Below are 24,654 nucleotides of genomic sequence, written 5' to 3'. Positions count from 1 at the left end.
AACGATTGGTCGATTATGAGGGAGCGCTGATAGCTTCGGACCGCCTCCGAGAACCTTCGGCTGGCGATCGGAGGAAGCACACCCATGAGGTTCGGCGCGAGGCTCGCGCTCGCCGTCACCATCCTCGTCTGCACGGCCACCGCCTGCGGTATCCCGCACGACAGCGGCTCGCGGTCCCGCACCGCCGAGGACTGCGCACCGTACGCCAGGTACGGCAGGCACCCCGGCACCCAGGTCAGCGTCTACGCGTCGAACCGGGACCGGGAAGCCGATCTGTTCGAAGAGACCTGGGCGGACTTCGCGGACTGCACGGGAATCGACGTCCAGTACGAGGGGGACGGAGAGTTCGAGACCCGGATCCAGCTCCGCGTCGAGGGCGGCAGCGCGCCCGACGTGGCGTTCTTCCCCCAGCCGGGGCTCTTGGCACGCTTCGCGCGCGCGGGAGAGCTCAAGCCCCTGAGTGCCGAGGTCGCGTCCCTGGCGAAGCGGGGCTGGTCGCCGGAGTGGAACAGCTACGCGACCGTGCACGGCACCCTCTACGGCACTCCGCTGGTCGCGAACGTGAAGTCGTTCGTCTGGTACTCCCCGAGGTTCTTCCGGGACAGGGGACTGCGCGTCCCCCGCACGTGGTCCGAGCTGATGGACGTGACGGAGAAGGTCGCGGCATCGGGCGTCAAACCGTGGTGTGCGGGCGTCGAGTCCGGTGAGGCGACCGGCTGGCCCGTGACCGACTGGATCGAGGACGTCCTGCTGCGCCAGCAGGGGACGGCCGTCTACGACCAGTGGGTCGCCCACCGGATCCCGTTCAACGATCCGAGAGTGATCCAGGCCATGGACACCGTGGGATCCGTCCTCAGGACCGACCGCTACGCCAACGGCGGTTTCGGTCCGGCCCGGTCGATGGCCTCGATCGCCTACCAGGAAGCCGGCACACCGATCCTCTCCGGTGACTGCGCGATGCACCACCAGGCCTCGTTCTACGCCGAGCAGTGGCCGCAGGGCACCGGGATCGGACCGGACAAGGACGTCTTCGTCTTCGTCCTGCCGGGGCCGGACAGGGCCACCCGGCCCGTACTGGGCGGCGGGGTGTTCGCCGCGGCCTTCGCCGACCGGCCCGAGGTGCGGGCCTTCCAGGAGTACCTGGCGAGCGCGGACTTCGCCAACGCGCGCATGAAGAAGGGCCCGTTCGTCTCGGCGAACAGGGGCGTGGATCCGGCGAACGCCGACACCCCGGTCGACAGGCTCGCGATCCAGTTGCTCCAGGACCCGAGGACGCGGTTCAGGTTCGACGGTTCGGACCTGATGCCCGCGTCGGTCGGCGCGGGGTCGTTCTGGAAGGGCGCCGTCGACTGGATCGGCGGCAAGAGCACCCAGCAGGTCGCCGACTCCATCGAACGGTCCTGGCCGGGCCGCTGATGCCGTTCGATGTCGTCGCCCAGCAGTTCAAGCTGGCGTACCTCCTCCAGGCCCTCGCCGTCTTCGCGGCCGTGGTCGGCCTGGTCCTGCTGGCGCTGCACCGGGGACCGGCGCGGAGGCGGGGCGCGGCCTTCCTGCTGATCGCCCCCGCTCTGCTGCTGCTCACGGTCGGTCTCCTGCTGCCCGGTCTGCACACCCTGGCGCTGTCGTTCACCGACGGGGGAGGCAGCTGGGCCGGGCTCGACAACTACAGGTGGATGTTCACCGACCCCGAGGCACTGATCGCGCTGCGCAACACCCTGATCTGGGTGGTGCTGGTGCCCCTGCTGGTGACCGCGGTCGGTCTGCTGTACGCGGCGGCTGTCGTGCGGTCGCGGTTCCGGGCGCTCGCCCTGTCCCTCGTCCTGCTGCCGATGGCGATCTCGTTCGTCGGCGCGGGGCTCGTCTGGAGGTTCGTCTACGCCTACCGCCCCGCGGAGGCGGAGCAGATCGGGCTGCTGAACCAGCTCGTCCTCGCTTTCGGCGGCGAACCGAGGCAGTGGCTCGTGGACTCCCCCTGGAACGTCCTGTTCCTCATCGTGGCGATGGTGTGGGCACAGGCGGGCTTCGCGGCCGTCCTGCTGGCGGGCGCGATCAGGGCCGTTCCCGATGAGCTGGTCGAGGCCGCCCTGCTGGACGGCGCGTCCCCGCGACAGGTCTTCTGGCGGATCACGATCCCGTCGATCAGGCCCACACTGCTCGTCGTGGTCCTCGCCGAGGCGATCGGCACCCTCAAGGCGTTCGACATCGTCAGGACCATGACCGCCGGCCGGTTCGAGACCGGTGTCATCGCCCAGGAGATGTACGACCAGGCATTCCGTTACGGCGAGACGGGACGCGGCGCGGCTTTGGCCGTGCTCCTGTTCGTCCTCGTCACCCCCGTCGTCGCCTGCCAGGTCCGGGCGCGGCGGAGGGCGGCGTGAGCGGTGTGCGGGAGCGCCTGACCTCCCGCGCCTTCTCGTTGACCGCCGTGGTGATCGCGGTCCTGTGGACGACGCCGACCCTGGGTCTGCTCCTGTCCTCCTTCCGCCCCGAGCAGGAGATCAAGACGACGGGCTGGTGGACCATGCTGGGCTCGCCGCACCTGACGCTCGACAACTACGGCGAGGTGGTGTCCGGCGGCGGGAACGGGTCGGGGCGACTCGCCGAGTACTTCGTCAACTCGGTGGTCATCACCGTGCCCTCGGTGCTGTTCCCCCTCGTCCTGGCGTTCTTCGCGGCGTACGCCCTGGCGTGGATCGACTTCAGAGGGCGCGACGCGCTCGTCGTCGGCATCTTCGCGCTCCAGGTCGTGCCGCTCCAGATGGCACTCGCGCCGCTGCTGAAGCTCTTCTCCCAGGGATGGCTGTTCCTGCCGGCCTGGAACCCCACCGGACCGGCACGCTTCGGCCACGTCTGGTTCGCCCACACGGTCTTCGCGCTGCCCTTCGCGGTGTTCCTCCTGCACAACTTCCTGGCCGGACTGCCCCGGGACCTCATCGAAGCCGCCCGGGTCGACGGCGCCTCGCACCGGACGCTTCTGCTCCGGATCGTGCTGCCGCTGGCCCGCCCGGCCCTGGTCACGTTCGCGATCATCCAGTTCGTCTGGGTGTGGAACGACCTGCTGGTGGCACTGACCCTGTCGGGCGGAACGGCCGACACCGCGCCGATGACGGTCAGACTGGCGGAACTGGCCGGGACACGCGGCGACGAGTGGCAGCGGCTCACGGCAGGAGCGTTCGTGTCGGCGCTCGTCCCGATCCTCGTCTTCCTCTCCCTCCAGCGGCACCTCGCACGGGGCCTGCTCGCCGGATCGGTCAAGGGATGAACCCGGGGACCGGTTCAGGCGGCGACCTGGCGCAGCAGCCCCCGGACGCCGGGCTGAGCCGGCCTGGGCTGCGGGGCCGCGAAGCCGAACTCGCACGACTGCGCTCCCTGGTCGAGACGGTGCACCAGGGCGAAGGCGGCGCCATGGCGCTGCTGCTCGGCGAGCCGGGGATCGGGAAGACCGTCCTGCTGGAGGAGACCGTCTCGATCGCACGGGCCCACGGCTTCGTCGTCAGCCAGGGACGCGCCGAAGAACTGCACGAGGTGGCCCCGCTGGCCTCGCTGGCCTCGGGCATCCTGCACGGAGCCCCGCCGCTGCTGTCCACCGCGGACTTCGCGCACCTCGCGGGCCACCACGATCAGCGCGTCTGGCTCGTCGAACGGCTGGCCCAGCTGATCGAGGAGCGCTCGGCGGGCACCCCCACACTGATCGCGATCGACGACGTCCAGTGGGCCGATCCGCTGAGCCGGTTCGCCCTGAACGTCCTGCCGGTGCGGCTGCTCACCTCCCCGGTCCTGTGGCTGCTCGCGGGCAGGGAGGACCCGGATTCGTACGGGGACGGGCCGCGGACGAGGACGTTCCCGCTGCGGCCGCTGTCCGGGGCGGCCCTGGCCGAACTGGCACACGACATCCTCGGCGGCGACGTGCCGCAGAAGGTCACGGCTCTCCTCGACGGGGCGGGCGGCAACCCGTTTCTCGCGTCCGAGATGCTGACGGGGATCGCGGCGTCGGGCGTGGACGGCCCGGATCCGCTGAAGCGCCTGGTCCCCGGCGTACGCAGCAGGCTGGCCGCACTCCGCCCCGGCACCCTCCACTTCCTGCGGATCGGCTCGGTCCTGGGACGCGCGTTCACGCTCGCCGACGCCGCCGCCCTGTGCGGCCGACCCCCCGCCACCCTCATCGGCGAACTGGACGAGGCGATCGCCTCCGGGCTCCTCGACGACGACGGCGAACGCCTCCTGTTCCGCCACGACCTGCTCCGCCAGGCGGTGTACGCCGACCTCGCTCCCTCGGTACGACGGGCGCTGCACCGGGAGGCCGCGAGCCGGCTCGTCGCGACGGGCCGGACCTCCGCCGACGCGGTCCCCCATCTGCTCAAGAGCGCCGAACCCGGCGACCAGGAGGCGATCGGGCTGCTCGGCCGAGCCGCCACGGACGTGATCGCCGTCATGCCCCATCTCGCCGCCGACCTGGCTGTGCGCGCCCTGGAACTCGTACCGCCCCACGAGCCCGCGGTGTTCGACGTGGGCGAACGGGCCATCAGCGCGCTGACCCGCGCGGGCCGGCACACCCGGGCACGGGAGACCGGCGACGCGCTGCTGGCCCGGCGCCCGCCCCTGGACGTCTCCGCCCGCCTGCAGTCCGCACTCGGCGACACGCTGTGGCACCTCGACGCCATCCACGAGCTGGCCCGCCGCTCGACGGCAGCCCTGGCGGTCGCCACCGACCCGGCCATACGCGCCCGGCTGACGGCCTGGCAGGCGATGGCCCGGTCCCGCGGGCGCGACCTCGAGGCCGCTCGCGGGACGGGGGAGCGGGCGCTCGCCGAGGCGGAGCGGACCGGCGACCGGGAGGCCCGTTTCCTCGCGCTGCGCGCCCTCGGCGAGATCGCCCTCAACGCGGGAGAGTGTGCTGCCGCCGTGGACCACCACACGGCACTGAGCGCCTTCGACACGGCCTTCCTGCCCGAGGAGATCGTCGCACGGGTCCACATGGACGACTTCGACTCGGCACGGGAGCTGCTGCGGGCGGCGGGCGGCGAACACCTGCGTCCCGCGATGCTGATGTGGGCCCAGGGAAACCTGAACCTGGGGCTCGGGCGGCTCGACGACGCGGAGGCCGACCTCGCCACCGCCGAACGACTGGAAGCCGACATCGGCGTGCCGGGCAACCTGGTCAACATACGGGTCAACCGCGGCCTGCTGGCGATGCTGCGCGGCGACCGCGACGCCGCGCGGGAACACCTGGACGTCGTCAGGGCGGCCATGGACGACCGGCCGAACACGGGGAACCACGCCACACACCAGTACCTGGAGGCCGTGGTCGCCGACGCCGACGGCGACCCCGCCGCAGCGGCCGAACGGGTCCGATCCGCCCAGCGGGACCACCCCTTCGTCCGGTGGAGGCTGCTGCGCACACGGTTCGTCGAAGCCGTGCGCATCGCCCTGCGCGCCGAGGACCGGCCCCTGGCCGAGGACCTCGCGGCCCAGGCGGCCGACCACGCCTCGCGCAACCCCCGCGTACCGACCGCACAGGGGATCGCCGCCCACACCGCCGCCCTGGTGACCGCCGACCACGGACTTCTGGAGCGGTCGGTCCGCATCCTCGGCACCGGCCCCCGCCCCCTGCATCTGGCAGCGGCTCACGCCGACCTCGGGGGCGCGCTGCTGACCGCGGGCGACGCCGCCGCCATACCCACCCTGACCAGAGCCTACGAGGCCTACGCACAGGCGGGGGCCGGCTTCGAGGCCGACCGGCTCCGGGCCGAACTGGACCGGGCCACGCCCCGCTCCGGCCGACGCGCCACGGGCCCAGGGCCGCGCCCCGGCCAGGGGTGGGACGCGCTCACGGCCTCGGAGCGCAAGGTCGCGCGGCTGATCGCCGCAGGCCACACCAACCGGTCGGCCGCGGCCGCCCTCGTCGTCTCCCCGCACACGGTCAACACCCACCTGGCGTCGATCTTCCGCAAGCTCTCGGTCCACTCAAGGGTCCACCTGGCCCGCCTCGTGCTGGCGCAGACCGGCACCGAGGCGCCCGCCGGCAGCTGAGCGGACGTGGCGCCCCCGTGCAAGACGTGGTGCACCGCGGGACAACAGGCGGCGCCGCGCCGGCCCTAGCGTGACCGCGTACCGCGCCGCGCCGACGCGCGGCCCAGCCGACCGGAATCGAGGAAGCGCCCCATGCCGTACATCACCGTGGGCCAGGAGAACTCCACCGCCATCGACCTGTACTACGAGGACCACGGCACCGGCCGGCCGGTCGTCCTCATTCACGGCTTCCCGCTCGACGGCCACTCCTGGGAGCGCCAGAGCGCCGCGCTCCTCGACGCCGGCTACCGCGTCATCACCTACGACCGCCGCGGCTTCGGCCAGTCCTCCCAGCCGACCACCGGCTACGACTACGACACCTTCGCGGCCGACCTGAACACCGTGATGGAGACCCTCGACCTCGAAGACGCCGTCCTGGTCGGCTTCTCCATGGGCACCGGCGAGGTCGCCCGCTACGTCTCCACCTACGGGTCCGCCCGCGTCGCCAAGGTCGCCTTCCTCGCCTCGCTGGAGCCCTGCCTGCTCCAGAGCGAGGACAATCCGGAGGGTGTCGCACCGAAGGAGTTCTTCGACGGCGTGGTCGCGGCCGTCAAGGCCGACCGCTACGCCTACTACACCGCCTTCTTCGCCGACTTCTACAACCTCGACGAGAACCTGGGCACCCGCATCAGCGAGGAAGCCGTCCGCAACAGCTGGAACACCGCGGCCGCCGGCGGCTTCCACGCCGCGGCCGCCGCGCCGTCGACCTGGTACACCGACTTCCGCGGCGACATCCCGGCCATCGACGTCCCCGCCCTGATCCTGCACGGCACGGCCGACCGCATCCTGCCCGCCGAAGGCACCGCCCGCCCCTTCCACAAGGCCCTGCCGTCCGCCGACTACGTCGAGATCGAAGGCGCCCCGCACGGCCTGCTGTGGACCCACGCCGAGGAGGTCAACGCCGCGCTCCTCGCCTTCCTGGCGAAGTGACGCCACACCATCGAGCCGCCCGGTGAGGCCGGAATCCCGGCCCACCGGCCCCGACCCGCAGAGATTCAGACAGGCTCAGGAGAGCAGCCCCATGCAGTTCGGCATATTCACCGTCGGGGACGTGACACCCGACCCCACCAACGGTCGTACTCCGAGCGAGAACGAGCGCATCAAGGCGATGGTCGCCATCGCCCTCAAGGCCGAGGAGGTCGGCCTGGACGTCTTCGCGACCGGCGAACACCACAACCCGCCCTTCGTACCGTCGTCCCCGACCACCATGCTGGGCTACATCGCGGCCCGCACCGAGACGTTGATCCTGTCCACCGCCACCACGCTGATCACCACCAACGACCCGGTGAAGATCGCCGAGGACTACGCGATGCTCCAGCACCTGGCCGACGGCCGGGTCGACCTCATGCTGGGGCGCGGCAACACCGGCCCGGTGTACCCGTGGTTCGGGCAGGACATCCGCCAGGGCATCAACCTCGCCAAGGAGAACTACGCGCTGCTGCGCCGGCTGTGGCGCGAGGACGTCGTGGACTGGGAGGGCACCTTCCGTACGCCGCTCCAGGCCTTCACCTCGACGCCCCGGCCCCTGGACGGCGTCCCACCGTTCGTCTGGCACGGATCCATCAGGTCCCCGGAGATCGCGGAGCAGGCCGCCTTCTACGGCGACGGCTTCTTCCACAACAACATCTTCTGGCCGGCCGACCACACCAGGCGCATGGTCCAGCTGTACCGGCGCCGGTTCGCCTTCCACGGCCACGGCCGTCCGGAGGACGCCATCGTGGGCCTCGGCGGACAGGCGTTCATGCGGAAGAACTCCCAGGACGCCGTACGGGAGTTCCGCCCCTACTTCGACAACGCGCCCGTGTACGGCCACGGCCCGTCCCTGGAGGAATTCACCGAGCAGACCCCGCTGACGGTGGGCTCCCCCCAGCAGGTGATCGAGCGGACCCTGTCGTTCCGGGAGACCGTCGGGGACTACCAGCGCCAGCTCTTCCTGATGGACCACGCGGGCCTGCCCCTGAAGACCGTCCTGGAACAGCTCGACATCCTCGGCGAGGAGGTCGTGCCCGTGCTGCGCAAGGAGTTCGCCGCCGGACGCCCCGCCGACGTACCGGACGCGCCGGTCCACGCGGCCCGGGTGACCGCCGCCACGATGGCCGAAGGAGTGACCACCGCGTGAAACTGACCGCCGTCTCAGCGGGGCTGAGCACCCCGTCCTCCACCCGTCTGCTCGCGGACCGGCTGACCGAGTCGGCCCGCGACGAGCTCGCCACCCGGGGCCACGCCGCGTCCATCGAGGTCGTGGAGCTGCGCGAGCTGGCCGGCGATGTCGCCAACCACCTGGTGACAGGCTTTCCGCCGCCGCGCCTGGCCGCCGCGATCGACACCGTGACAGGGTCCGATGGCCTGATCGTCGTGACCCCGGTGTTCGCGGCCTCCTACAGCGGGCTCTTCAAGTCCTTCTTCGACGTGATCGACCCGGACGCCCTGACCGGGAAGCCGGTCCTGATCGCGGCGACGGGCGGCACCGCCCGCCACTCCCTGGTCCTCGAACACGCCATGCGCCCGCTCTTCGCCTATCTGCGCGCGGCCACCGTACCCACCGCGGTGTACGCGGCGTCCGAGGACTGGGGGTCGGGGGGAGACCAACACACCGACGGCCTGCCCGCCCGCGTCCGCCGGGCGGGCGCCGAGCTGGCCGCGCTCATGGCCACCCGTCCGACCCGCGCCGAACCCGAGGACGACGTCACCGCCCTCGAACGGCAACTCGCGGACCTGCGCTTCGACTGAGACCGGATCCCGCCCCTGACGAAGGCGGTGTGCCGCATACTGATCCGCCGTACCGCACGCGGACCGAAGCCCGTCCCGTGCGGCCCCGGCCGGCGGAATGAGCGTGAACCGATTGAGAACATGGCCCGTGCCCGAGGGCCTCGACGCCGCGCGGGCGCCCCTGCGCGGCAGGGAGGCGGAGCTGGCGTCCATCGAGGAGCGGCTCGACGCGCTCGCCCGTAGCGAAGGCGGGATCGTCCTCGTCGAAGGCCCTGCGGGCATCGGCCGGTCCAGGCTCCTCGCGGAGGCCGCGGCTTCCGCCGAACGACGCGGGATCAGGGTGTTCCACGGCGCGGCCGACCCCGACGGGCAGTTCGTGCCGCTCGGCCCACTGCTGGACGGGCTGCACTCCCAGGCGGGCCCGCGGCCGGTCGCCACCCGGCTCCGGGACCTCGCCACCACACCCGGCCAGCGGTTCTGGCTGCTCCAGGAGTTGGAGGACCGGGTGCGGGAGACGGCTGGAGACGGACCGCTGCTCATCGTCCTCGACGATCTCCAGTGGTGCGATGACCTGACGCTGCTCACCTTGCACACCATCGCGGCCAGGCTCACCTCGCACGCGATCCTGTGGCTGGTGGCCGTGAGCGGCGGCAGCGTGCCGCCGGGCGTGCGCACCACGCTGGAAAGGCTCCGGCAGATCGGCGCACACGAGCTGGTTCTCCCGGCGCTCGGGGAGCAGGCGATCGCGCGGATCGCCGAGGACCTCCTGGGCGCCGCTCCCGATCCGGACGTCCTCCGCCTCGCCGGCCGCGCCGAGGGGGTGCCGCTGCTGCTGGTCGAACTGCTGGGCGCGCTGAGGAACGAGGAGGTGGTGACGATCGAGAACGGCATGGCCAGGCTGTCGGCCGGATCCGTCCCCCCACGGCGACTGCCCTCCGTCGGACGCCGCCTCGCCCAGCTGTCGGACGCGGCCCGCGAGCTGGTGCAGACGGTGGCCGCCGCGGGCCGCCCGGTCACCGTCGCCCTGGTCGCCGAACTGCTCGGCAGATCGTCGGCGGCACTCATCACCGCGGTGCGGGAGTCCATCGACGCTGATCTGCTCGTCGAACGGGGCGACCGCCTGGAATTCCGCCACGATCTGATACGCGAGGCGGTGGAAGCCTGCCTTCCGCTGTCCCTGCGCCAGGCGCTGCGCCGTCAGGCAGCCGAGCTGCCGGTGGAGAGCGTGCCCGCACCGATCGGGCCCTCCGCGTCGCCGGCCGGCGACGCGGAGCCGGGCCACCGGGTACAGGCCGAACGGCTGCGTGCCGCCGCCGCGGAACTCGCCGCCACCGCCCCCGAAGCGGCGGCCGAACTCAGCCTCAAGGCCCTGGAGCTCACCGCCGAGGACGCCGTGGAGCGGCCGCGGATCATCGCCGAGACCATCCCGCTGCTCTGGCAGACGGGCCGGCCGGACCGAGCACGTGAGCTGGGAGCCGCCGCCCTGTCGGCCGACGGCCTCGGGCCCGAGGCCGCGGCCCGCGTACACCTGGCCCTGGCGCGCCTGTCCGCCCAGTTCGGCTTCACCGAGATGGTGTGGCAGGCCCGTGCCGGGGCGTCGCTGCCCCGGATCCCCGCGGCCCTGCGGGCCCGGCTGCTGGGGCTGCTGTGTCTGGGCCTGGCGCTGGCGGGCGAGTGCCAGGCGGCCGAGCAGGCCCTGGCGGAGGCACGGGAGAGCGTCGAGGCGGCGGGGGACCGCGCGGCCGAGGCCACCGTGGTGATGGCCGAGTCGGCCGTGTGCTTCCACCGGATGGAGTGGACCGAGGCGATCCGGCGGGCGGACCGGGGCGCCGCCCTGGCCGCCGAACTGGGCGACGACCCGTCGCCGTGGGATCCACCGGCTCTGTGGCACGGCTTCCTGCTGAACGCGGCCGGCCGCTCGGCGGAGGCGCTCGCCGCCGCGGAGGAGGGCGCCCGAGAGGCCCGGGGCCAGGGCCGGACGGCCACCACCCGCCTGTGGCTCACGAATCGCGCCCGAGTGCTCCTGGACGCCGGACGGCTGGCGGACGCCCGGGCGTCCGCCGACGTCGCGTCCGCGATGACCGACGAGTTCGGCAGGGGGGACCTCGCCGACATCACGCTCCGGCACGCGATGATGCGCGTCGCACTCCACACCAACGACCAGCAGGCCGCACGGGAGTACGCGGCCCGGGCGCGGCGCATGCGGAGCGGCGGCGCACCACTCGTCCGCGAGGTCGGCTCCTGGATGCTGGCACTGATGGCCGACGTCGAGGGCCGACCCGACCGTGCCATGGCCGAACTCGACGAGGTGATGGCGGCGCGTGCCGAGGAGCGGCCCGCCCTGGCCGGCTGGCTCGACCCCGCCGACACCCCGGTGCTCGTCCGCATGGCGGTGCGCGCCGACGCGTACGAGCGGGCCGCGCAGGCGGTCGGACTGGCCGAGCGACGAGCCGCGCTCAACCCCGAGCTCCCCTTCCTCGCCGCCACCGCGGCGCACGCCCGCGGTCTCCTGGACAACGACCTCGGTCCCCTCCTGCGCGCGGTGCGGCTGTACGAGGACTGCCCTCGGACGATGGCCCGGGCCTCGGCGCTGGAGGACGCCGGACGCGGACTCGTGGCCACTCGCAGGTTCGAAGCGGTGCCCTACCTGGAGGCGGCCCTCGCCCTCTACACCCGAGCGGGCGCCGAGCGGGACGTCACACGCGTCCGCCGGCGCCTGCGGGCCGCGGGTGTCCGCCGACGTCCCTCGTCGGCCGCACGGGCCGGGGAGTGGCCCGAGCTGACGGCGGCAGAGGTCCGGGTGGTACGGCTCGTGACCCAGGGACTCACCAACCTCCAGGTGGCCGAGCGCCTCTCCCTCTCGCCGCACACGGTGAGTTCGCACGTGCGCCGGGCCTTCACCAAGCTCGACCTCACCTCGCGGGCGGAGCTGACCAGGCTGGCGCGGATCCGTGACAGCGGAGAGTAACCGCTTCGTATCCCATGCGGGCGTCGTACTCATGAAGGATTCATGCGATGTGCCGACGCCCAGGCCTCCCCACAATGGTCGGGAACCGCGGAAAGGGGGGCGATCCGCGGGGAACAGTGATCGGGAGAGGAACGACGCATGACCGCAAGGCTCCAGCGAGCCCGCCCTGGCAGCCCGGAGCTTCAGGCGCTCGTCGACGAACTCGCGGAGAAGCTCGGCCGGTCCGTGGCGGTCGCCGATCCGCTGGTCCGCATGGTCAGTACGAGCCGCCACTTCGGCGACGAGGACCCGGTGCGGATCCGCACCCTGTTGCACGGCTGTGCGGACAACGCGGCCATCCGCCATGTCCTCGCCCACGGCGTGACCCAGTGGTCCAGGCCGGGATTCATCGACGGCCGCGACGATCTGGGACTGCTGCCCCGTTACGTCGTGCCGCTGCGCGAGCGCGGACATCTCCTCGGGCTGCTCATCGTGATCGAGCCCGAGATGGCGCTCGGGGATCAGGAGACCGAGGCCATCGCCCGGGCCGCCGAGGCCATGGCGGCCCAGCTGTACGTGGAGCACATCGCCACCGACCCCCGGAGGACCGACGAGCGGAACCTGGTGCTGGAACTCGTCGGCACCGACGTCGCCGCACGAACCGCCGCCCGTCGGCGGGCCGTGGAACTCGGTCTGCTCGGGGAGGCGGAGCACGTCCTGGTCACCCTCGTCCAGTTGAGCCGCGGGCCGGAGCCGGTGCGGCAGTCCGAGGCAGCCCTGCGGGGGGTGCTGGAAGGGTTCCGGCAGACGCCCTCGGCACAGGGCCTCCTCGCGGTCGACCAGGAGCGGGCGATCCTGCTGCAACTGCGCGAGGGGCCCTGCGGCCCGGACCAGGTCGCCGCCCAGTGCGCCCGCATCCTCGACGAACTCCGCACCTTCCTGCACCCGTCGGCCGCCCCCGTGATCGGCGTCGGCGGGCGGCACCCGGGCCTCCACCACGCATGGACCTCGTACGAGCAGGCGCTCGTGGCGGCCCGCGCGGCGCGCCGACTGCCCTCCCTGAAGGGCATCGGCGACTGGGACCTGCTCGGGGACCTCACCGTGTTCCTCCAACTCCCCGAGCACACCCTGAACGCGTCACTGGTGCCCAAGCCGCTCCGTACCCTGGCCGAGGCCGACGGCGGCGACCGGCTGCGGGACACCCTGCGCTGCTTCCTTGAGCACGCCGGATCGATTTCCCGGGCGGCGGAGGCGATGCGACTCCACCGCACCTCGCTCCACTACCGCCTGCGCCAGATCCAGGAGATCACCGGACTCGACCTCGACAACGGCGCTCACCGGCTCACTCTGCACCTCGGGCTCAGGATCGAGGAACTCCTCACCGCGAGCGACGAGGCGGCCGCCTGACCGCGGCCCGGCCCCGCGGCGGCCTCCCACCGATTCGACAAAGCGAGAAGGATCGCCCCGCCGAGTCCTACAGCACGCGGTGGTGGCGGCGGCGCGCCGCGTTCGAAGATGTCGGGGACGAGGCGGACGCACCGGGCCGCCCCCGACCAGGGAAGAGGCCATGAAGGAGCCGATCACGGCGGACCGGAGACGGAGCCGGCCCGGATGTCCCATGACCCCATCACTGATGTCCCCCGTGGCCGAACGGGCGAGTCGGCGCGCACTCGACCTCCCTCCGGCCTCCTTCCCCTCGGAGTTGCTGGTGCAGGTACTTTCCGAGATGCCGGATTCGAGCGACGGAAACCACCTCTACCTCGGCCTGCATGTCCGCGGACCCGTCACGACCGCCCGTCAGGGGGCCAAGGCCCGCCTGGAGCCGAACGACCTGGTCTTCTGCGATCCGTCCCGACGGAACCTGCTGCGCTTCGGCGACGACTGCCAGATGATCTTCTTCCGGATACCGCGCTGCTATCCGGGAGTCACCGAGTCGGAGCTGAACCGGGTGCTCGGGGTGCCCATGGATGGCGGTGAGGGGCTCGGGTCGCTGGTGTCGGACTTCCTGTCCGCCCTTGCCGCCACGGCGGAGTCCCGCCCGTCCACGATCGGGGACCGGCGCGCCCGGACGGCCGTTCACCTGTTGTCCATCCTGGTCATGGAACTCCTCGACGTGGACACCGCGGACGAGGCCGACGAGATGGCCGGGGCCGGCAACGAGATGCTGTCCCGGATCCGCGCCTTCATCGAAGAACACCTCATGGACCCGGACCTGTCACCCGAGTCGATCGCACGCGCCCACCACATCTCCGTCCGGTACCTGCACAAGCTCTTCCAGGGCGACGGCAGCACGGTGGGCCAATGGGTGCGGCGACGCAGGCTGGAGTCCTGCCGGATCGAATTGGGCCGGTCCAACCGGAGATTCACCATGGCGGCGGTGGCGCACCGCTGGGGCTTCAGCAGCCCCTCGCACTTCAGCCGGACGTTCCGGGGCGCGTACGGCATGACCCCCAGCCAGTGGCAGTCACTGGCGACCTCCGCCTTCGCTCCGGCGGCCACCGACGCCCAAGGCGGGCGACGGCGATGAGAGGCGCGTGCGCTGTCATGACAGTGCGGGTGCACCGGCGTGCAAGAGGCGCTGTTCCTCCGGCTCTACCCTGAGCGATCAGGCGCACGGACCCGCCTGCCGATCCGCGGGCCGCGCCCTGACCGCCATGACGCCGGCCGTCGGTGACGCGACGCCTCGCACGTGGCCCGACACCGAGAAGAGAACTCCCATGACCACTCCCACCGTCGTCCTCGTGCACGGTGCCTTCGCCGACGCGACAGGCTGGATAGGCGTCATCGCGGAACTGCGGAGCCATGACATTCCGGTGATCGCTCCGCCGAACCCCCTGCGGGGCCTCGCCTCGGATGCCGCCTACCTCGCCTCCGTCGTCTCGCAGATCGACGGACCCGCCGTGCTCGTCGGCCACTCCTACGGCGGTGCCCTGATCACTGTGGCCGGCGCGGCGGAGAACGTCGTCGGGCTCGTCTACGTGGCCGCCTACGTCCTGCGCGAAGGCGAGAGCATCGCCCAACTGCTGGCGCGCTTCCCTGACTCCCCGCTGACGAGCAACCTGAAGGAATGGACGTACCCGCTCCACGACGGCCACCGCGCGGTCGAGGTCACCATCGACGAGGCGGCCTACCCCGCCGTCTTCGCGGCCGACGTGACCAAGGACGTGGCCAGCATCCTGGCGGCGACCCAGCGTCCGCTGGCCACCGCCGTCTTCGCCGAGGCCGCGGCCACGGCCGCGTGGCGGACCCGGCCGTCCTGGGCCCTGGTGGCCGGGGCCGACCGCACGATCAACCCCGAGGTCCAGCGTTTCGGCGCCGAGCGGGCCGGAGCCGTCGTCGCCGAGATCCCGGACGCCTCCCACGCCGTCGCCCTGTCCCAGCCCAGCCAGGTCGCCGACCTGATCAGGGACGTGGTACGGGCGACGAGCTGACCGGCCCGCACGCCCCGCCGTGCGGAACCCGGCCATCAGCCGGGAGGAACAGGCCCGGACGGCGGGCCTTCGTCTCCGGCAGGAAGAAGCAGAACATCATGAGGACCTCCATCGTCAGCGACGGGCAGGGCCGTCTGCTGTGGTCGGGCGCGGACCGGCCCGGCCGCGTGCACGACCGGACAGCCACGTGCACCGAGGGCATCCCCGAGCAGTTCCGGCAGCACCCCAACCTCAAGGCCGAGGTCGATGAGGGCTACCGGGGCCTGGCGAACGAGTTCCCCAGCCAGGTCGGTGCCCCGCCGAAGAAGCCGAAGGAGGACGCGCCGCTCGGCGAGCAGTACGCCTGGCGTGAGGTGCGCCGCCGACAGTCCTCGGCCCGGGACTGCGTCGAGCACGCCAACGCCGAACTGCGGCAGTGGCGCCCGCTCCAGCGATACACCGGCCCGGGTCAGACGCCCGCCAGGCTGGCCGGCTCCTGATCCTGATCGACTGGGCGAATGGCTCAAGCGCGGCGGCCCGTCTCCGAGGCGCGGGCGGCGCGTCATCGCCCGTGTCGGCAGCCGGTCGGCTCGCCGCCGGTTTCGAATGCCGCCGGACCTGGCGTCCGGGCCTGGTCGGCACCGTCCGCCTCCGTCGCTCCGATGATCCTCACCCCTGGGCGTCCCGTCCCGTGCCCTGCCGCTCGCGCGCCCCGCGCGCCATCTGTCGGCCCCTCAGACGGTGGCCGTCGCCCTGGGTTGAGCGTGACGTAGCGTTGCCCCTTTGGCGGTGTTCGGAGGAGCACCGCACGTCATCGTCGCGTCCTCAGTCATGAGGGCACCGAGGGGTATTGGGATGAAGCTCTGCTTCCTCGTCGAAGAGCTGTACCGGCATGACAGCATGCCGCTTGCCGTCGTCCGACGGCTGTCGTCGTGGGGACACCGGGTGGACGTGGTCCGCCCTGGCGGCTCACTACTGCGGATCTCGGAAGAGGTGAGGGCGGGGACCCATGACGCCTGGGTACTCAAGACCGTGTCCGGCGGCCCCGGGCTCACCCTGCTGGAGGCCGCAGCGGCTGTGGGCCTGACCACGGTGAACGACGCCCGGTCGATCCGCGCGGTGCGCGACAAGGTCCTCGCATCGGTCATCGCGCGACAGCACGGGCTACCGGTTCCGGTGACCTATTCGGCACCGAGGGCCGCGCTGTTCGCAGGGGTTCCCGACGAGCTATTCCCCTTGGTGGTCAAGCCCGCCGACGGGAGTTCGGGGCGCGGGGTGCGGCTGGTGTCGGACCCCGGGCGACTGGCGGAGGCGGAGCAGCCGGGAGAGGGCCAGCTCATCGCACAGCCCCACGTGCCCAACTCCGGATCCGACCTGAAGGTCTACTGCCTGGCGGGCGAGTTCCACGCGACCCTGCGCCGCTCCCCACTCCATCCGGACGGGCCGCTCGACGAGGGAGCCGTCCCCCTGCCCGCCGAGGTGGCCGCGGTGGCGGCGAAGGTGGGAGCGGTCTTCGGTCTCGATCTGTACGGCGTCGACGTGGTGCTCGGCCCCGACGGCCCGGTGATCGTCGACATCAACGACTTCCCGAGTTTCCGCCAGGTGCCCGACGTCGTATCCCGGTTGGCCGGAGCCGTCCTCGACCTGGCCAGGACGGGTGGCGCTGCCAGGACGGGCGTGCTCGCCCCCGCCCCGAGCATTCCCACGCGGCCGCAGATCGCCCATGGACTGCCTGGTCCGCACCCCGTTCCCGATCCCGAAGCGGACATGCTGGGAGCCGCGCGGATATGAGGGTGTGTCTGCTGACCGACAAGCCGGACCATCCGCTGCTCGCCGCGGCTTCTTCCGTACTGGTCGAGGCGGGGCACCGGGTGACGTTTCTGGACCCGGACACCGGAACCGGATCGCCCTCGGAACTGGTGGCCCCGGACGATCTCGCCGACGTCTACCTCCTCAAGGCCCATACCCCCCGGGCACTCGCGCTGGCCCGGTTCCTCGAGGCACACGGCGCGCGGGTGGTGAACTCCGCCGCGGCGACAGAGCTGTGCCAGGACCGGAGCCGGACCGCCGCCGTCGCGGAAGGCGCCGGCCTGCCGATGCCCAGGACGAGGACCCTGGACGCGCTGTCCCAGGCCGTCGACGGAGCGGAGCGGCCGGAGAGCGGCTATCCGCTCATGGTCAAGAGCCGCCGCAGTCGGCGCGCGGACCTGGTCGCCCGGGTGGACGGTCCGGCCCAGCTCCGGGACCTTGCCGCCAAGTGGCCCGACGAGCCCGTCGTCCTCCAGGAGTTCGTCGCCAACAGCGGCTGGGACCACAAGCTGTGGGTGATCGCGGGAGAGGTGTTCGCGGGAGTGCGCCCCGCACCCGTGGGTGCCCCGCCGGACGGTGCCCAGTCCGCGCCATTGGTTCGCGACCTGCCGTGGTCCTGGAGCCGACTCGCCCTCCACACGGGAGAGGTCTTCGGCCTGGATGTCTACGGTGTCGACGTGCTGGACCGCGAGGGCGCGCCCGTCGTCGTCGACATCAACGCCTTTCCGGGCATCCGCGGCCCGAAGAACGCCCCCGCGGCACTGGCAGCCCTGGCACTGCGCCGCCCCCGGCCGGGCCCGCCCGCCCACGAGGCCTGACGCGCTCCGGCCTCCACCAGGAACTCGCTCGGGGAGCCCGGCCATGACCCACGCGGCCCCGCCCGGGGCCACGGGCACGCGACGAGCGACAGTCAGAGTTCGCCCGCGCCGTCCGGTCGCGTCACCGGCGAGGCCGGTGGACCCACTCGCGACTGGACGGGCGTGCACAGCCCGCGCTCGGCGTCGCCACCACCGCCCTCGCCTTCCTGGAACCGGATCCGCAGGTGGAGTGGGACGAGGAGCGACTTGCCGCGGTACGCCGGACCCTTGAGGGCGCGTAGCGTCAAGCGGGGTGGAGCCGTTGGGCGTTCGGGCGGGGTCGGGGCCGGTCAGGACGGTTCGGGCCGGTGAGCGGCCCGGCGAGCCTCGCCGGTCCTCACCCCAGGAACGCCTCGACGCTCGCCGCGAACCGGTCGGGGTCGTCGAGCCAGGGGTAGTGGCCCGCTCCCGGCTGGACGGTGAGGACGGCGGCGGGGAACGACTCCGCGCACTCCGCCACCGAGCCGGGCGGGCTGTTCAGGTCGAACTCTCCGGCGAGCAGCAGGACCGGAGCCGAGCAGGTGGCGAGGGCCGCGCGGGTGGCCTCGGGGGTGAAGGCGCCCTCGGCCGCGAAGCCGGCGACGGCCTCCTGGTTGTCCGGCAGGCCGGCCGCGTGGTGCCGCCGCGCCACCGCGTCCCAGCGGCCGTAGAAGAAGGGGGCGATGGCCTCCCAGTCGCCGCCCGTTCCCGCGGTGACCGCCGCCAGCGCGGCGGACGCCTCCGGGTACCACGGTTCACCCTCCCGGAGCCGCGCGATCGCGCGCCGCGCCTCCCCGGTGATCGCGACGCCGAGGGCCCGCGTGCCGGGGGCGACCAGGAGCAGCCTGCCGAGGCGCCGCGGGTACCGGGCCGCGTACTGGGTGGCGATGTTCGCGCCGGCGGAGTGGCCGAGCAGGTCGATCCGCAGGAGGCCGAGGTGCGCGCGGAGCGCCTCCACGTCGTCGACGAGGCGGTCGCAGCGGTACGAGGACGGGTCCGCTGGAACCGCGGACCCGCCGGTGCCGCGGAGGTCCAGGATGATCAGCCGGCGATGCGCGGACAGGCCGCCGAGGTCGCCGAGGTAGGCGGAGTCGGCGGGGCCTCCGGGGACGCAGACGACCGGGGCGCCGTCTCCGGTCACGCGGTAGGCGAGCCGGGTTCCGTCAGGTGCGCAGAAGGTTGGCATGGCGTGGATCATGGCAGTCATAACCAGGTTGTACAACCGAGTTATGGTCTCGGATCCCGTGGTATATAACCGAGTTGTGGCAGACAGGCGACACACGCACCCGGACCCCGGGGCGCTCACCGAGGAACAGGCCGGGCGCATGCTCGCCGACATGAACGGGGTCATCCGCGCGGGCGAGGAGATGCGGAAGCTGCGCGCCGAGGTGATCAGGATCTTCGCCGGGCTCGGCTGGACCCAGGACAGAATCGCCCGGCTGGCCGACATGAGTCAGCCCGCCGTGTCCAAGCAGATCGCGAGGAACGCGGCGGGCGACCCACCGGCCCCCTTCGACCTCTCCCTCGACCAGCAGGACATCCCCTGGCTGGAAGGACGGCTCTGGGGCCTCGCCGAGGAGATCTCCGAGACCTTCACCGACACCGCCCGCTGCACCCGCCATGTCATCGCCATCGCCCGGGGCAGAAGGCACTTCACCCCGCAGGGCGTCGACGAGCTGCGCCGCCTGGTCGAAGCGGACCTGCGGCTGCACCGGGCGGCGCTGCCGCGCGGCTACCGGGACGCGTACGACGCGATCAGCCGCGGCCTCGATCTCCCCTCGGGGGCAACCGGCCCCGCCTCCGCCGCCACCCGCCGCGCCCTGGCCTGCCAGATCCAGCGGATCCACCTGCGGGACGGCTTCGCCGGCTGACCCCTCCGGCGGGCGGCACGGCCGGGCACGGGACACCCCGAGCGGCCGGCCCCGGGCAACCGCGGGCCGGGCGGTCCGCCTCATCCTTCCTCGGCGGCGAACGCCGCCCGCCCAGGCGCCCCCCTACTCCGACAGGCACCGACGCCATCCGTCCCGCCGCCCAAAGCGGAATGACTGGCCCCCAGTTCACGGCACCTATGTGCGAATATATTTGGCCAGGGCCGTCTGCATGTGGCCCTGGAGAACGGGGGAAGAGATGTCATTGCGTGACCTGGTACGTGACGAGATCGTCGCGTCGATGTCACCTTCGGAGCGGTTGGCGGCGATGCGGTCGGCACGCCTGTACTTCCAACGGCCCGAGGAGCCGGGCTTCCTGGTCGCCGAGACCGAGGACGGCCCGGTGGTTCCGGTGTTCACCTCCCTGGAACGGCTCGCGCTGTTCGCCGGGGTGTGCGAGTGGGCGTCGACAAGCGTCAGCGATCTGGCGGAGTTGCTCCCCGAAGGGGTCCGTGCGCTGGTGGATCCGCTGGGGCCGCAGACGTTCGTCCTGGACACCGAAGCGGTTCGGGCGTCCGAGGCCCGAGGGAACGCCTGATGGCGGATCCGGACAAGGGCGGACCGCAGCCGGGCGACGGCTACAAGGTGGAGATCGCCTCGCTGTTCAAGGTCATGTCGCCGCTGGAGGAGTCGGTCGTCGCGGCACACAAGATCAAGGACGACTGGAAGACCATGGCCGAGCACATCAACTTCTCGGCCACCTTCGACATCGTGCACGCGGCCGAGGGCATGCTCTCCGCCTGGGGCTTCGGCATGGGGCGGGTCGCCGAACACACGGACACCGTGATCGAGACCCTCAACCAGGTCATCGCCGCCTATGTGATGGCCGATCTGCTGCGCATCAAGGACTTCTCACCGACCGAGGCCAACATCGCCAAGCTGCCGTTCGGCGAGGCCGGGCTGAAGGCCTGGGAGCACGGGTCCCGGCCGAAATTCGATCCACCGCCGCAGATCTACCAGGAGCCCTGGCTGGATGACGGCGATACCCATGTGGGCGATGTGCCGACCAACCCGCGCCTGACGGTCGACGGCACATGGCTGGTCGACGGTGGATCGAAGGGAACGATCGCATGACCTCGCGCGACGCGATAGACGGCGGCGGACCCGACCGCATACCGCCGCACGCCAAACCCTCGGACGTCATCCCCGGCGACCCGTCCGTCATCGACGAGCTCGTCAACAAGCTCCTCGCCTACGCGGGTGCGTTCGGTGACGGCAACGACAAGCTGACCGACCTCTCCCTCCTGAACTGGACCGGAGCCGGCTCGGAGGGCTTCAAGACGGCGACGTCGAAGCTCCCTTTGGAGCTGGAGAACGCTCAGACCTACTTCAAGGCCGCCGCGAGCGCGCTGGATTCGTACGCCGACAAACTGCGCTCGCTCCATACCCGGGTCAAACCGCTCATCGAGGACGCGGACGCCGCGCGGGCGGCCTCCCAGAAGTACTGGTCCGATGTCACGGCCTACAACGAGGCGGTGGACCGCAAGGACGATCCCCTGCCCAAGCGCCCTCCGGACGCGGATCCGGGCAACGCCGCGCTGATCGCCTGCTACGGCCGTCTGGACAAGCTGGAGGCGGAGCTCGCACTGGTCGTCACCGCGTCGAAGAACGCAATCGACACGGCGGCGAAGAAGGCCCCGGTCAAGCCCCCGGGAGCAAAGGGCTTCGACAAGGTCAAGAAGGGGCTCGGGGACTTCTTCAGCGGGGCCGGCGACTCCGTGTGGGGCATGTACAAGGACTTCGAGTCCCTGGTGAAGGACGGGCCCGACGGCGCCCTGCTCCACCTGGCGGCCATAGCGGACGGCGCCGCCTACGCCGCCGAGCACCCCAAGGAGTTCGCGAAGGCCGTCCTCAACTGGGAGGAGTGGCAGCGCAACCCGGCCCGGGCGGCCGGCCAACTCACCCCTGACCTGCTGCTCGCCCTCGCCTCCGGCGGCTCGGGGGCGCTGCGGCGCGGCGCCACGACGGCGGAGCGCGCCGCACGGCGCCTGCTGGACCGGGAGCGCGCGCTGAGCCGGGACGGCAAGGGTCGCGACCACGTGGACAGCGATCCGAAGAAGACCTGCACACCCGGCAGCGAACGGTGCACGACCGGTGAGCCGATCGATGTGGCCACCGGCGAGATGGTCATGTCGGCCACCGACGTCACCCTGCCCGGGGCCCTGCCGCTGGTCCTGGAGCGGCACTACGCCTCGGGGCACCCGTGCGGCGGCTGGTTCGGCCGGACCTGGGCCGGCACGCTGGACCAGCGGCTGGAGATCGACGACGCGGGCGTCGTCTACATCACCGACGACGGGATGCTGCTGAGCTACCCGGTGCCGAGGCCCGGCGTGCCCACGATGCCCACCCACGGGCCGCGTTGGCCGCTGTGCTGGGACGGCAAGCCCGGCGGCACCTTCAGCATCACCATCCCGGAGCAGGGCCGCGCCCTGCACTTCGCCCCGCTGCCGGTGGGCGGCCGGGAGCTGGCGCTCCAGGCGATCACCGACCGCACCGGCGAGGGCGACCGCATCGAGGTCCACTACGACGCGCAGGGCGCGCCGACGGGGATCACCCACTCCGGCGGCTACCGCATCGCGGTCGACACCGATCCCGCACTGCTGCGCATCACCGCCCTGCGCCTGCTGCACGGCGAGGACCACCAGCACAGCACCACGCTGGTCTCCTTCGGCTACGACGGCGCCGGCGATCTGACCGAGGTCGTCAACTCCACCGGCAAGGAGCTGCGTTACCGGTACGACGAGAAGCACCGGATGACGTCCTGGTCGGACCGGAACGGCACCACCTACGCCTATGTGTACGACCACCGGGGCCGTGTGCTGCGCGGCATAGGTCCTGAGGGCATCCTCTCGGGCCGGTTCCACTACGACACGGCGGCCCGTACCACCCGCTACACCGACTCCCTGGGCAACACCAGCACGTACGTCCTCAACGAGGCGTACAAGGTGGTCGCGGCGACGGATCCGCTGGGCAACACCACCCGCACCGAATGGGACGAGGACAACCGCCGCCCCGTCGCCGTCACCGACCCGCTGGGCAACACCACCCGCTACCGCCACGACGAGCAGGGCCGGCTCATCGCCGTCGAGCGGCCGGACGGCACGGTCACCGAGGCCGTCTACGACGAGCAGGGCCTGCCGGTGGAGATCCGCGAGCCGGGCGGCGCCATCTGGCGGTACGACTACGACGAACGCGGGGCCCGCACCTCCACCACCGACCCCACGGGCGCCACGACGCGGTACGCCTACAACGCCTCGGGCCACCTCACGGCCGTCGTCGACCCCCTGGGCAACACCACCGAGATCACGCCGGACGCCACCGGCCTCCCCGTCGCGATCACCGACGCCCTGGGCCACACCACCCACGTCCACCGAGGACCGCACGGGCAGATCACCGCCGTAACCGACCCGCTCGGGCACACCACCCGGCACGGCTGGACCATCGAGGGCAGGCCCGCCTGGCGCGAGGCGCCGGACGGCACCCGGGAGACATGGCAGTGGGACACCGAGGGCAACCTCGCCCTGTACACCGACGCCGCCGGACACACCACCACCCACACCCACACCCACTTCGACCTGCCGGCCACCCGCACCGACCCGGACGGGGCGCGGTACGCCTTCACATACGACACCGAGCTGCGCCTGATCGCGGTCACCAACCCGCAGGAACGGCGGTGGACCTACGAGTACGACGCGGCCGGGCGCCTGGTCGCGGAGACCGACTTCAACGGGGCGAGGCGCGGCTACGAGCGCGACCCCGCGGGCCGGCTCATCGCCCAGACCAACGCGCTCGGTGAGACCCTGCGCTATACGCGCGACGCGATGGGCCGCGTGGTCACCCAGCACGACGAGTCCTCTGGCGAGGTGACGACCTACGCCTATGACACCGGCGGGGCCCTGGCCCGTGCGGTGAACGCGGACAGCGAACTGACCCTGGAACGCGATCCGCTGGGTCGGATCACCGCGGAGACGGTCAACGGCCGCGCCACCACCTACGCCTATGACGCGGTGGGCAACCGGACCCACCGCACCACGCCCTCGGGGCTCACCTCCATCTGGGCCTACGGCCCGACGGGGCTGCCGTCCACGCTCAGCACGGCCGGTCACACCCTCGCCTTCGAGTACGACGCGGAGGGCCGGGAGACCCGGCGGGCCATCGGAGCGGTCACCCTCACCCAGAGCTGGAGCGCCAGGGGCCTGCTGACCGCGCAGAGCGTCACCGCCGACACCGAGGACCGCCTGCTGCAGCACCGCAGCTACACCCACCGGCCGGACGGCTACGTCACGCAGATCCGCGAACTCAGCACGGGAACCCGCGGCTTCTCGCTGGACCCGATGGGCCGAGTGACGGGCGTGCGGGCACACGGCTGGACCGAGGCGTACGCCTACGACTCGGCGGGCAACCAGACGCACGCCGCGGCTCCCGGACACGAGGCACCGGCCGAGCGCGCCTACGAGGGCACCCTGATCCGCCAGGCGGGCCGCACCACCTACGAGCACGACGGGGCGGGCCGGCTGGTCCGCAGAACGCGCAAGCGCCTCGACGGCACCACCGCCACCTGGGTCTACCACTGGAACACGCAGAACCGCCTCACCCGAGCCATCACTCCGCGGGGCGAGGAGTGGACCTACACCTACGACGCCCTGGGCCGCCGCATATCCAAGGCCGGCCCGGACCGGACGTCCACCACCTTCACCTGGGACGGCAGCCACCTGGTCGAACAGACCACGGACCGCGGCGCGACCTCCACCTGGGACTACGCCCCCGGCACCCACAGTCCGGTGACCCAGACCGACCAGGAGCTGGGCTCCACCCGCTGCCATGCCGTCGTCACCGACCAGGCCGGCACCCCCACCGAGCTCGTCACCCCGGACGGCACCCTGGTCTGGCAGCACCGCACCACCCTCTGGGGCACCCCCCTCCCCGCCCCGGCCGACGCCGTCAGC

The 24,654-nt window shown here is 72.1% G+C and carries 19 protein-coding genes; 18 read left to right on the top strand and 1 reads right to left on the bottom strand.

Annotation, left to right across the window (positions count from 1 at the left end):
• The first annotated feature begins 84 nt into the window (after positions 1-84).
• From E4099_RS01390 to E4099_RS01325, 14 genes are all read left to right on the top strand, one after another.
• Positions 85-1,416, top strand: coding sequence for an ABC transporter substrate-binding protein (locus tag E4099_RS01390; RefSeq protein WP_135337024.1), 1,332 nt, complete (start codon positions 85-87; stop codon positions 1,414-1,416).
• A complete protein-coding gene (locus E4099_RS01385) occupies positions 1,416-2,378 on the top strand; it encodes a carbohydrate ABC transporter permease (protein WP_135337023.1) in 963 nt (320 codons plus the stop codon). The genes E4099_RS01390 and E4099_RS01385 overlap by 1 nt, the downstream gene beginning before the upstream one ends.
• Entirely contained in the window at positions 2,375-3,262 is an 888-nt protein-coding gene (locus E4099_RS01380; protein ID WP_135337022.1) for a carbohydrate ABC transporter permease, read from the top strand. Before E4099_RS01385 ends, E4099_RS01380 begins: the two co-directional genes overlap by 4 nt.
• Positions 3,259-6,030, top strand: a complete 2,772-nt coding sequence (locus E4099_RS01375) for a helix-turn-helix transcriptional regulator (protein ID WP_135337021.1) — start codon at positions 3,259-3,261, stop codon at positions 6,028-6,030. The genes E4099_RS01380 and E4099_RS01375 overlap by 4 nt, the downstream gene beginning before the upstream one ends.
• Before the next feature lie 132 nt (positions 6,031-6,162).
• Positions 6,163-6,999, top strand: a complete 837-nt coding sequence (locus tag E4099_RS01370) for an alpha/beta fold hydrolase (RefSeq protein ID WP_135337020.1) — start codon at positions 6,163-6,165, stop codon at positions 6,997-6,999.
• Positions 7,000-7,090: 91 nt separating this feature from the next.
• Positions 7,091-8,188 carry an LLM class flavin-dependent oxidoreductase gene (locus E4099_RS01365; protein ID WP_135337019.1) on the top strand — a complete coding sequence of 366 codons (1,098 nt, stop codon included), beginning with the start codon at positions 7,091-7,093 and terminating at the stop codon, positions 8,186-8,188.
• Positions 8,185-8,799, top strand: coding sequence for an FMN reductase (locus tag E4099_RS01360; protein WP_135337018.1), 615 nt, complete (start codon positions 8,185-8,187; stop codon positions 8,797-8,799). The genes E4099_RS01365 and E4099_RS01360 overlap by 4 nt, the downstream gene beginning before the upstream one ends.
• Positions 8,800-8,902: 103 nt before the next feature.
• Complete coding sequence (locus E4099_RS01355; RefSeq protein ID WP_342451896.1) at positions 8,903-11,746, top strand: ATP-binding protein; 2,844 nt, start codon at positions 8,903-8,905, stop codon at positions 11,744-11,746.
• A gap of 138 nt (positions 11,747-11,884) precedes the next feature.
• Entirely contained in the window at positions 11,885-13,132 is a 1,248-nt protein-coding gene (locus E4099_RS01350; protein ID WP_135337016.1) for a PucR family transcriptional regulator, read from the top strand.
• Between the two features lie 211 nt (positions 13,133-13,343).
• Positions 13,344-14,252 (top strand): helix-turn-helix domain-containing protein, encoded by a 909-nt coding sequence (locus E4099_RS01345; RefSeq protein ID WP_245244476.1) that lies wholly within the window; start codon positions 13,344-13,346, stop codon positions 14,250-14,252.
• Between the two features lie 190 nt (positions 14,253-14,442).
• The gene (locus E4099_RS01340) at positions 14,443-15,156 is read left to right on the top strand and encodes an alpha/beta fold hydrolase (RefSeq protein WP_135337014.1); all 714 of its coding nucleotides are present in this window, start codon (positions 14,443-14,445) and stop codon (positions 15,154-15,156) included.
• A gap of 98 nt (positions 15,157-15,254) precedes the next feature.
• Entirely contained in the window at positions 15,255-15,635 is a 381-nt protein-coding gene (locus E4099_RS01335) for a transposase family protein (protein WP_209446498.1), read from the top strand.
• A 355-nt stretch (positions 15,636-15,990) separates the two neighbouring features.
• Positions 15,991-16,926, top strand: coding sequence for an ATP-grasp domain-containing protein (locus E4099_RS01330; RefSeq protein WP_135337013.1), 936 nt, complete (start codon positions 15,991-15,993; stop codon positions 16,924-16,926).
• Positions 16,923-17,762 (top strand): ATP-grasp domain-containing protein, encoded by an 840-nt coding sequence (locus E4099_RS01325; protein ID WP_135337012.1) that lies wholly within the window; start codon positions 16,923-16,925, stop codon positions 17,760-17,762. Before E4099_RS01330 ends, E4099_RS01325 begins: the two co-directional genes overlap by 4 nt.
• A gap of 376 nt (positions 17,763-18,138) precedes the next feature.
• On the opposite strand, the gene E4099_RS01315 is transcribed toward E4099_RS01325, so the two are convergent.
• Positions 18,139-18,966 (bottom strand): alpha/beta fold hydrolase, encoded by an 828-nt coding sequence (locus E4099_RS01315; RefSeq protein ID WP_135337048.1) that lies wholly within the window; start codon positions 18,964-18,966, stop codon positions 18,139-18,141.
• Between the two features lie 76 nt (positions 18,967-19,042).
• Between E4099_RS01315 and E4099_RS01310 the strand changes: the two genes are divergently transcribed.
• The 4 genes from E4099_RS01310 to E4099_RS01295 all read left to right on the top strand — a co-directional run.
• A complete protein-coding gene (locus tag E4099_RS01310; protein WP_245244475.1) occupies positions 19,043-19,651 on the top strand; it encodes a sigma-70 family RNA polymerase sigma factor in 609 nt (202 codons plus the stop codon).
• Between the two features lie 256 nt (positions 19,652-19,907).
• Complete coding sequence (locus tag E4099_RS01305) at positions 19,908-20,246, top strand: SseB family protein (protein WP_135337009.1); 339 nt, start codon at positions 19,908-19,910, stop codon at positions 20,244-20,246.
• Complete coding sequence (locus E4099_RS01300) at positions 20,246-20,782, top strand: hypothetical protein (protein ID WP_135337008.1); 537 nt, start codon at positions 20,246-20,248, stop codon at positions 20,780-20,782. Before E4099_RS01305 ends, E4099_RS01300 begins: the two co-directional genes overlap by 1 nt.
• Positions 20,779-24,654: DUF6531 domain-containing protein (locus tag E4099_RS01295; protein ID WP_135337007.1), on the top strand; the 3,876-nt coding region annotated here is incomplete at its 3' end. The genes E4099_RS01300 and E4099_RS01295, both read left to right, overlap by 4 nt.

It is taken from the genome of Streptomyces palmae (genome assembly GCF_004684805.1).
GTDB classification, from domain to species: Bacteria; Actinomycetota; Actinomycetes; order Streptomycetales; family Streptomycetaceae; genus Streptomyces; species Streptomyces palmae.
Note: the sequence above shows the minus strand (reverse complement) of the source record. Positions and strands in the feature narration are given on the sequence as shown.

What these genes read in the sequence shown, in the direction of transcription:
- E4099_RS01350 (WP_135337016.1), top strand. Translation starts at nt 11,885, where the DNA reads ATGACCGCAAGGCTCCAGCGAGCCCGCCCTGGCAGCCCGGAGCTTCAG.
- E4099_RS01390 (WP_135337024.1), top strand. Translation starts at nt 85, where the DNA reads ATGAGGTTCGGCGCGAGGCTCGCGCTCGCCGTCACCATCCTCGTCTGC.
- E4099_RS01305 (WP_135337009.1), top strand. Translation starts at nt 19,908, where the DNA reads ATGTCATTGCGTGACCTGGTACGTGACGAGATCGTCGCGTCGATGTCA.
- E4099_RS01385 (WP_135337023.1), top strand. Translation starts at nt 1,416, where the DNA reads ATGCCGTTCGATGTCGTCGCCCAGCAGTTCAAGCTGGCGTACCTCCTC.
- E4099_RS01370 (WP_135337020.1), top strand. Translation starts at nt 6,163, where the DNA reads ATGCCGTACATCACCGTGGGCCAGGAGAACTCCACCGCCATCGACCTG.
- E4099_RS01315 (WP_135337048.1), bottom strand. Translation starts at nt 18,966, where the DNA reads ATGCCAACCTTCTGCGCACCTGACGGAACCCGGCTCGCCTACCGCGTG.
- E4099_RS01300 (WP_135337008.1), top strand. Translation starts at nt 20,246, where the DNA reads ATGGCGGATCCGGACAAGGGCGGACCGCAGCCGGGCGACGGCTACAAG.
- E4099_RS01365 (WP_135337019.1), top strand. Translation starts at nt 7,091, where the DNA reads ATGCAGTTCGGCATATTCACCGTCGGGGACGTGACACCCGACCCCACC.
- E4099_RS01330 (WP_135337013.1), top strand. Translation starts at nt 15,991, where the DNA reads ATGAAGCTCTGCTTCCTCGTCGAAGAGCTGTACCGGCATGACAGCATG.
- E4099_RS01325 (WP_135337012.1), top strand. Translation starts at nt 16,923, where the DNA reads ATGAGGGTGTGTCTGCTGACCGACAAGCCGGACCATCCGCTGCTCGCC.
- E4099_RS01375 (WP_135337021.1), top strand. Translation starts at nt 3,259, where the DNA reads ATGAACCCGGGGACCGGTTCAGGCGGCGACCTGGCGCAGCAGCCCCCG.
- E4099_RS01335 (WP_209446498.1), top strand. Translation starts at nt 15,255, where the DNA reads ATGAGGACCTCCATCGTCAGCGACGGGCAGGGCCGTCTGCTGTGGTCG.
- E4099_RS01340 (WP_135337014.1), top strand. Translation starts at nt 14,443, where the DNA reads ATGACCACTCCCACCGTCGTCCTCGTGCACGGTGCCTTCGCCGACGCG.
- E4099_RS01345 (WP_245244476.1), top strand. Translation starts at nt 13,344, where the DNA reads ATGACCCCATCACTGATGTCCCCCGTGGCCGAACGGGCGAGTCGGCGC.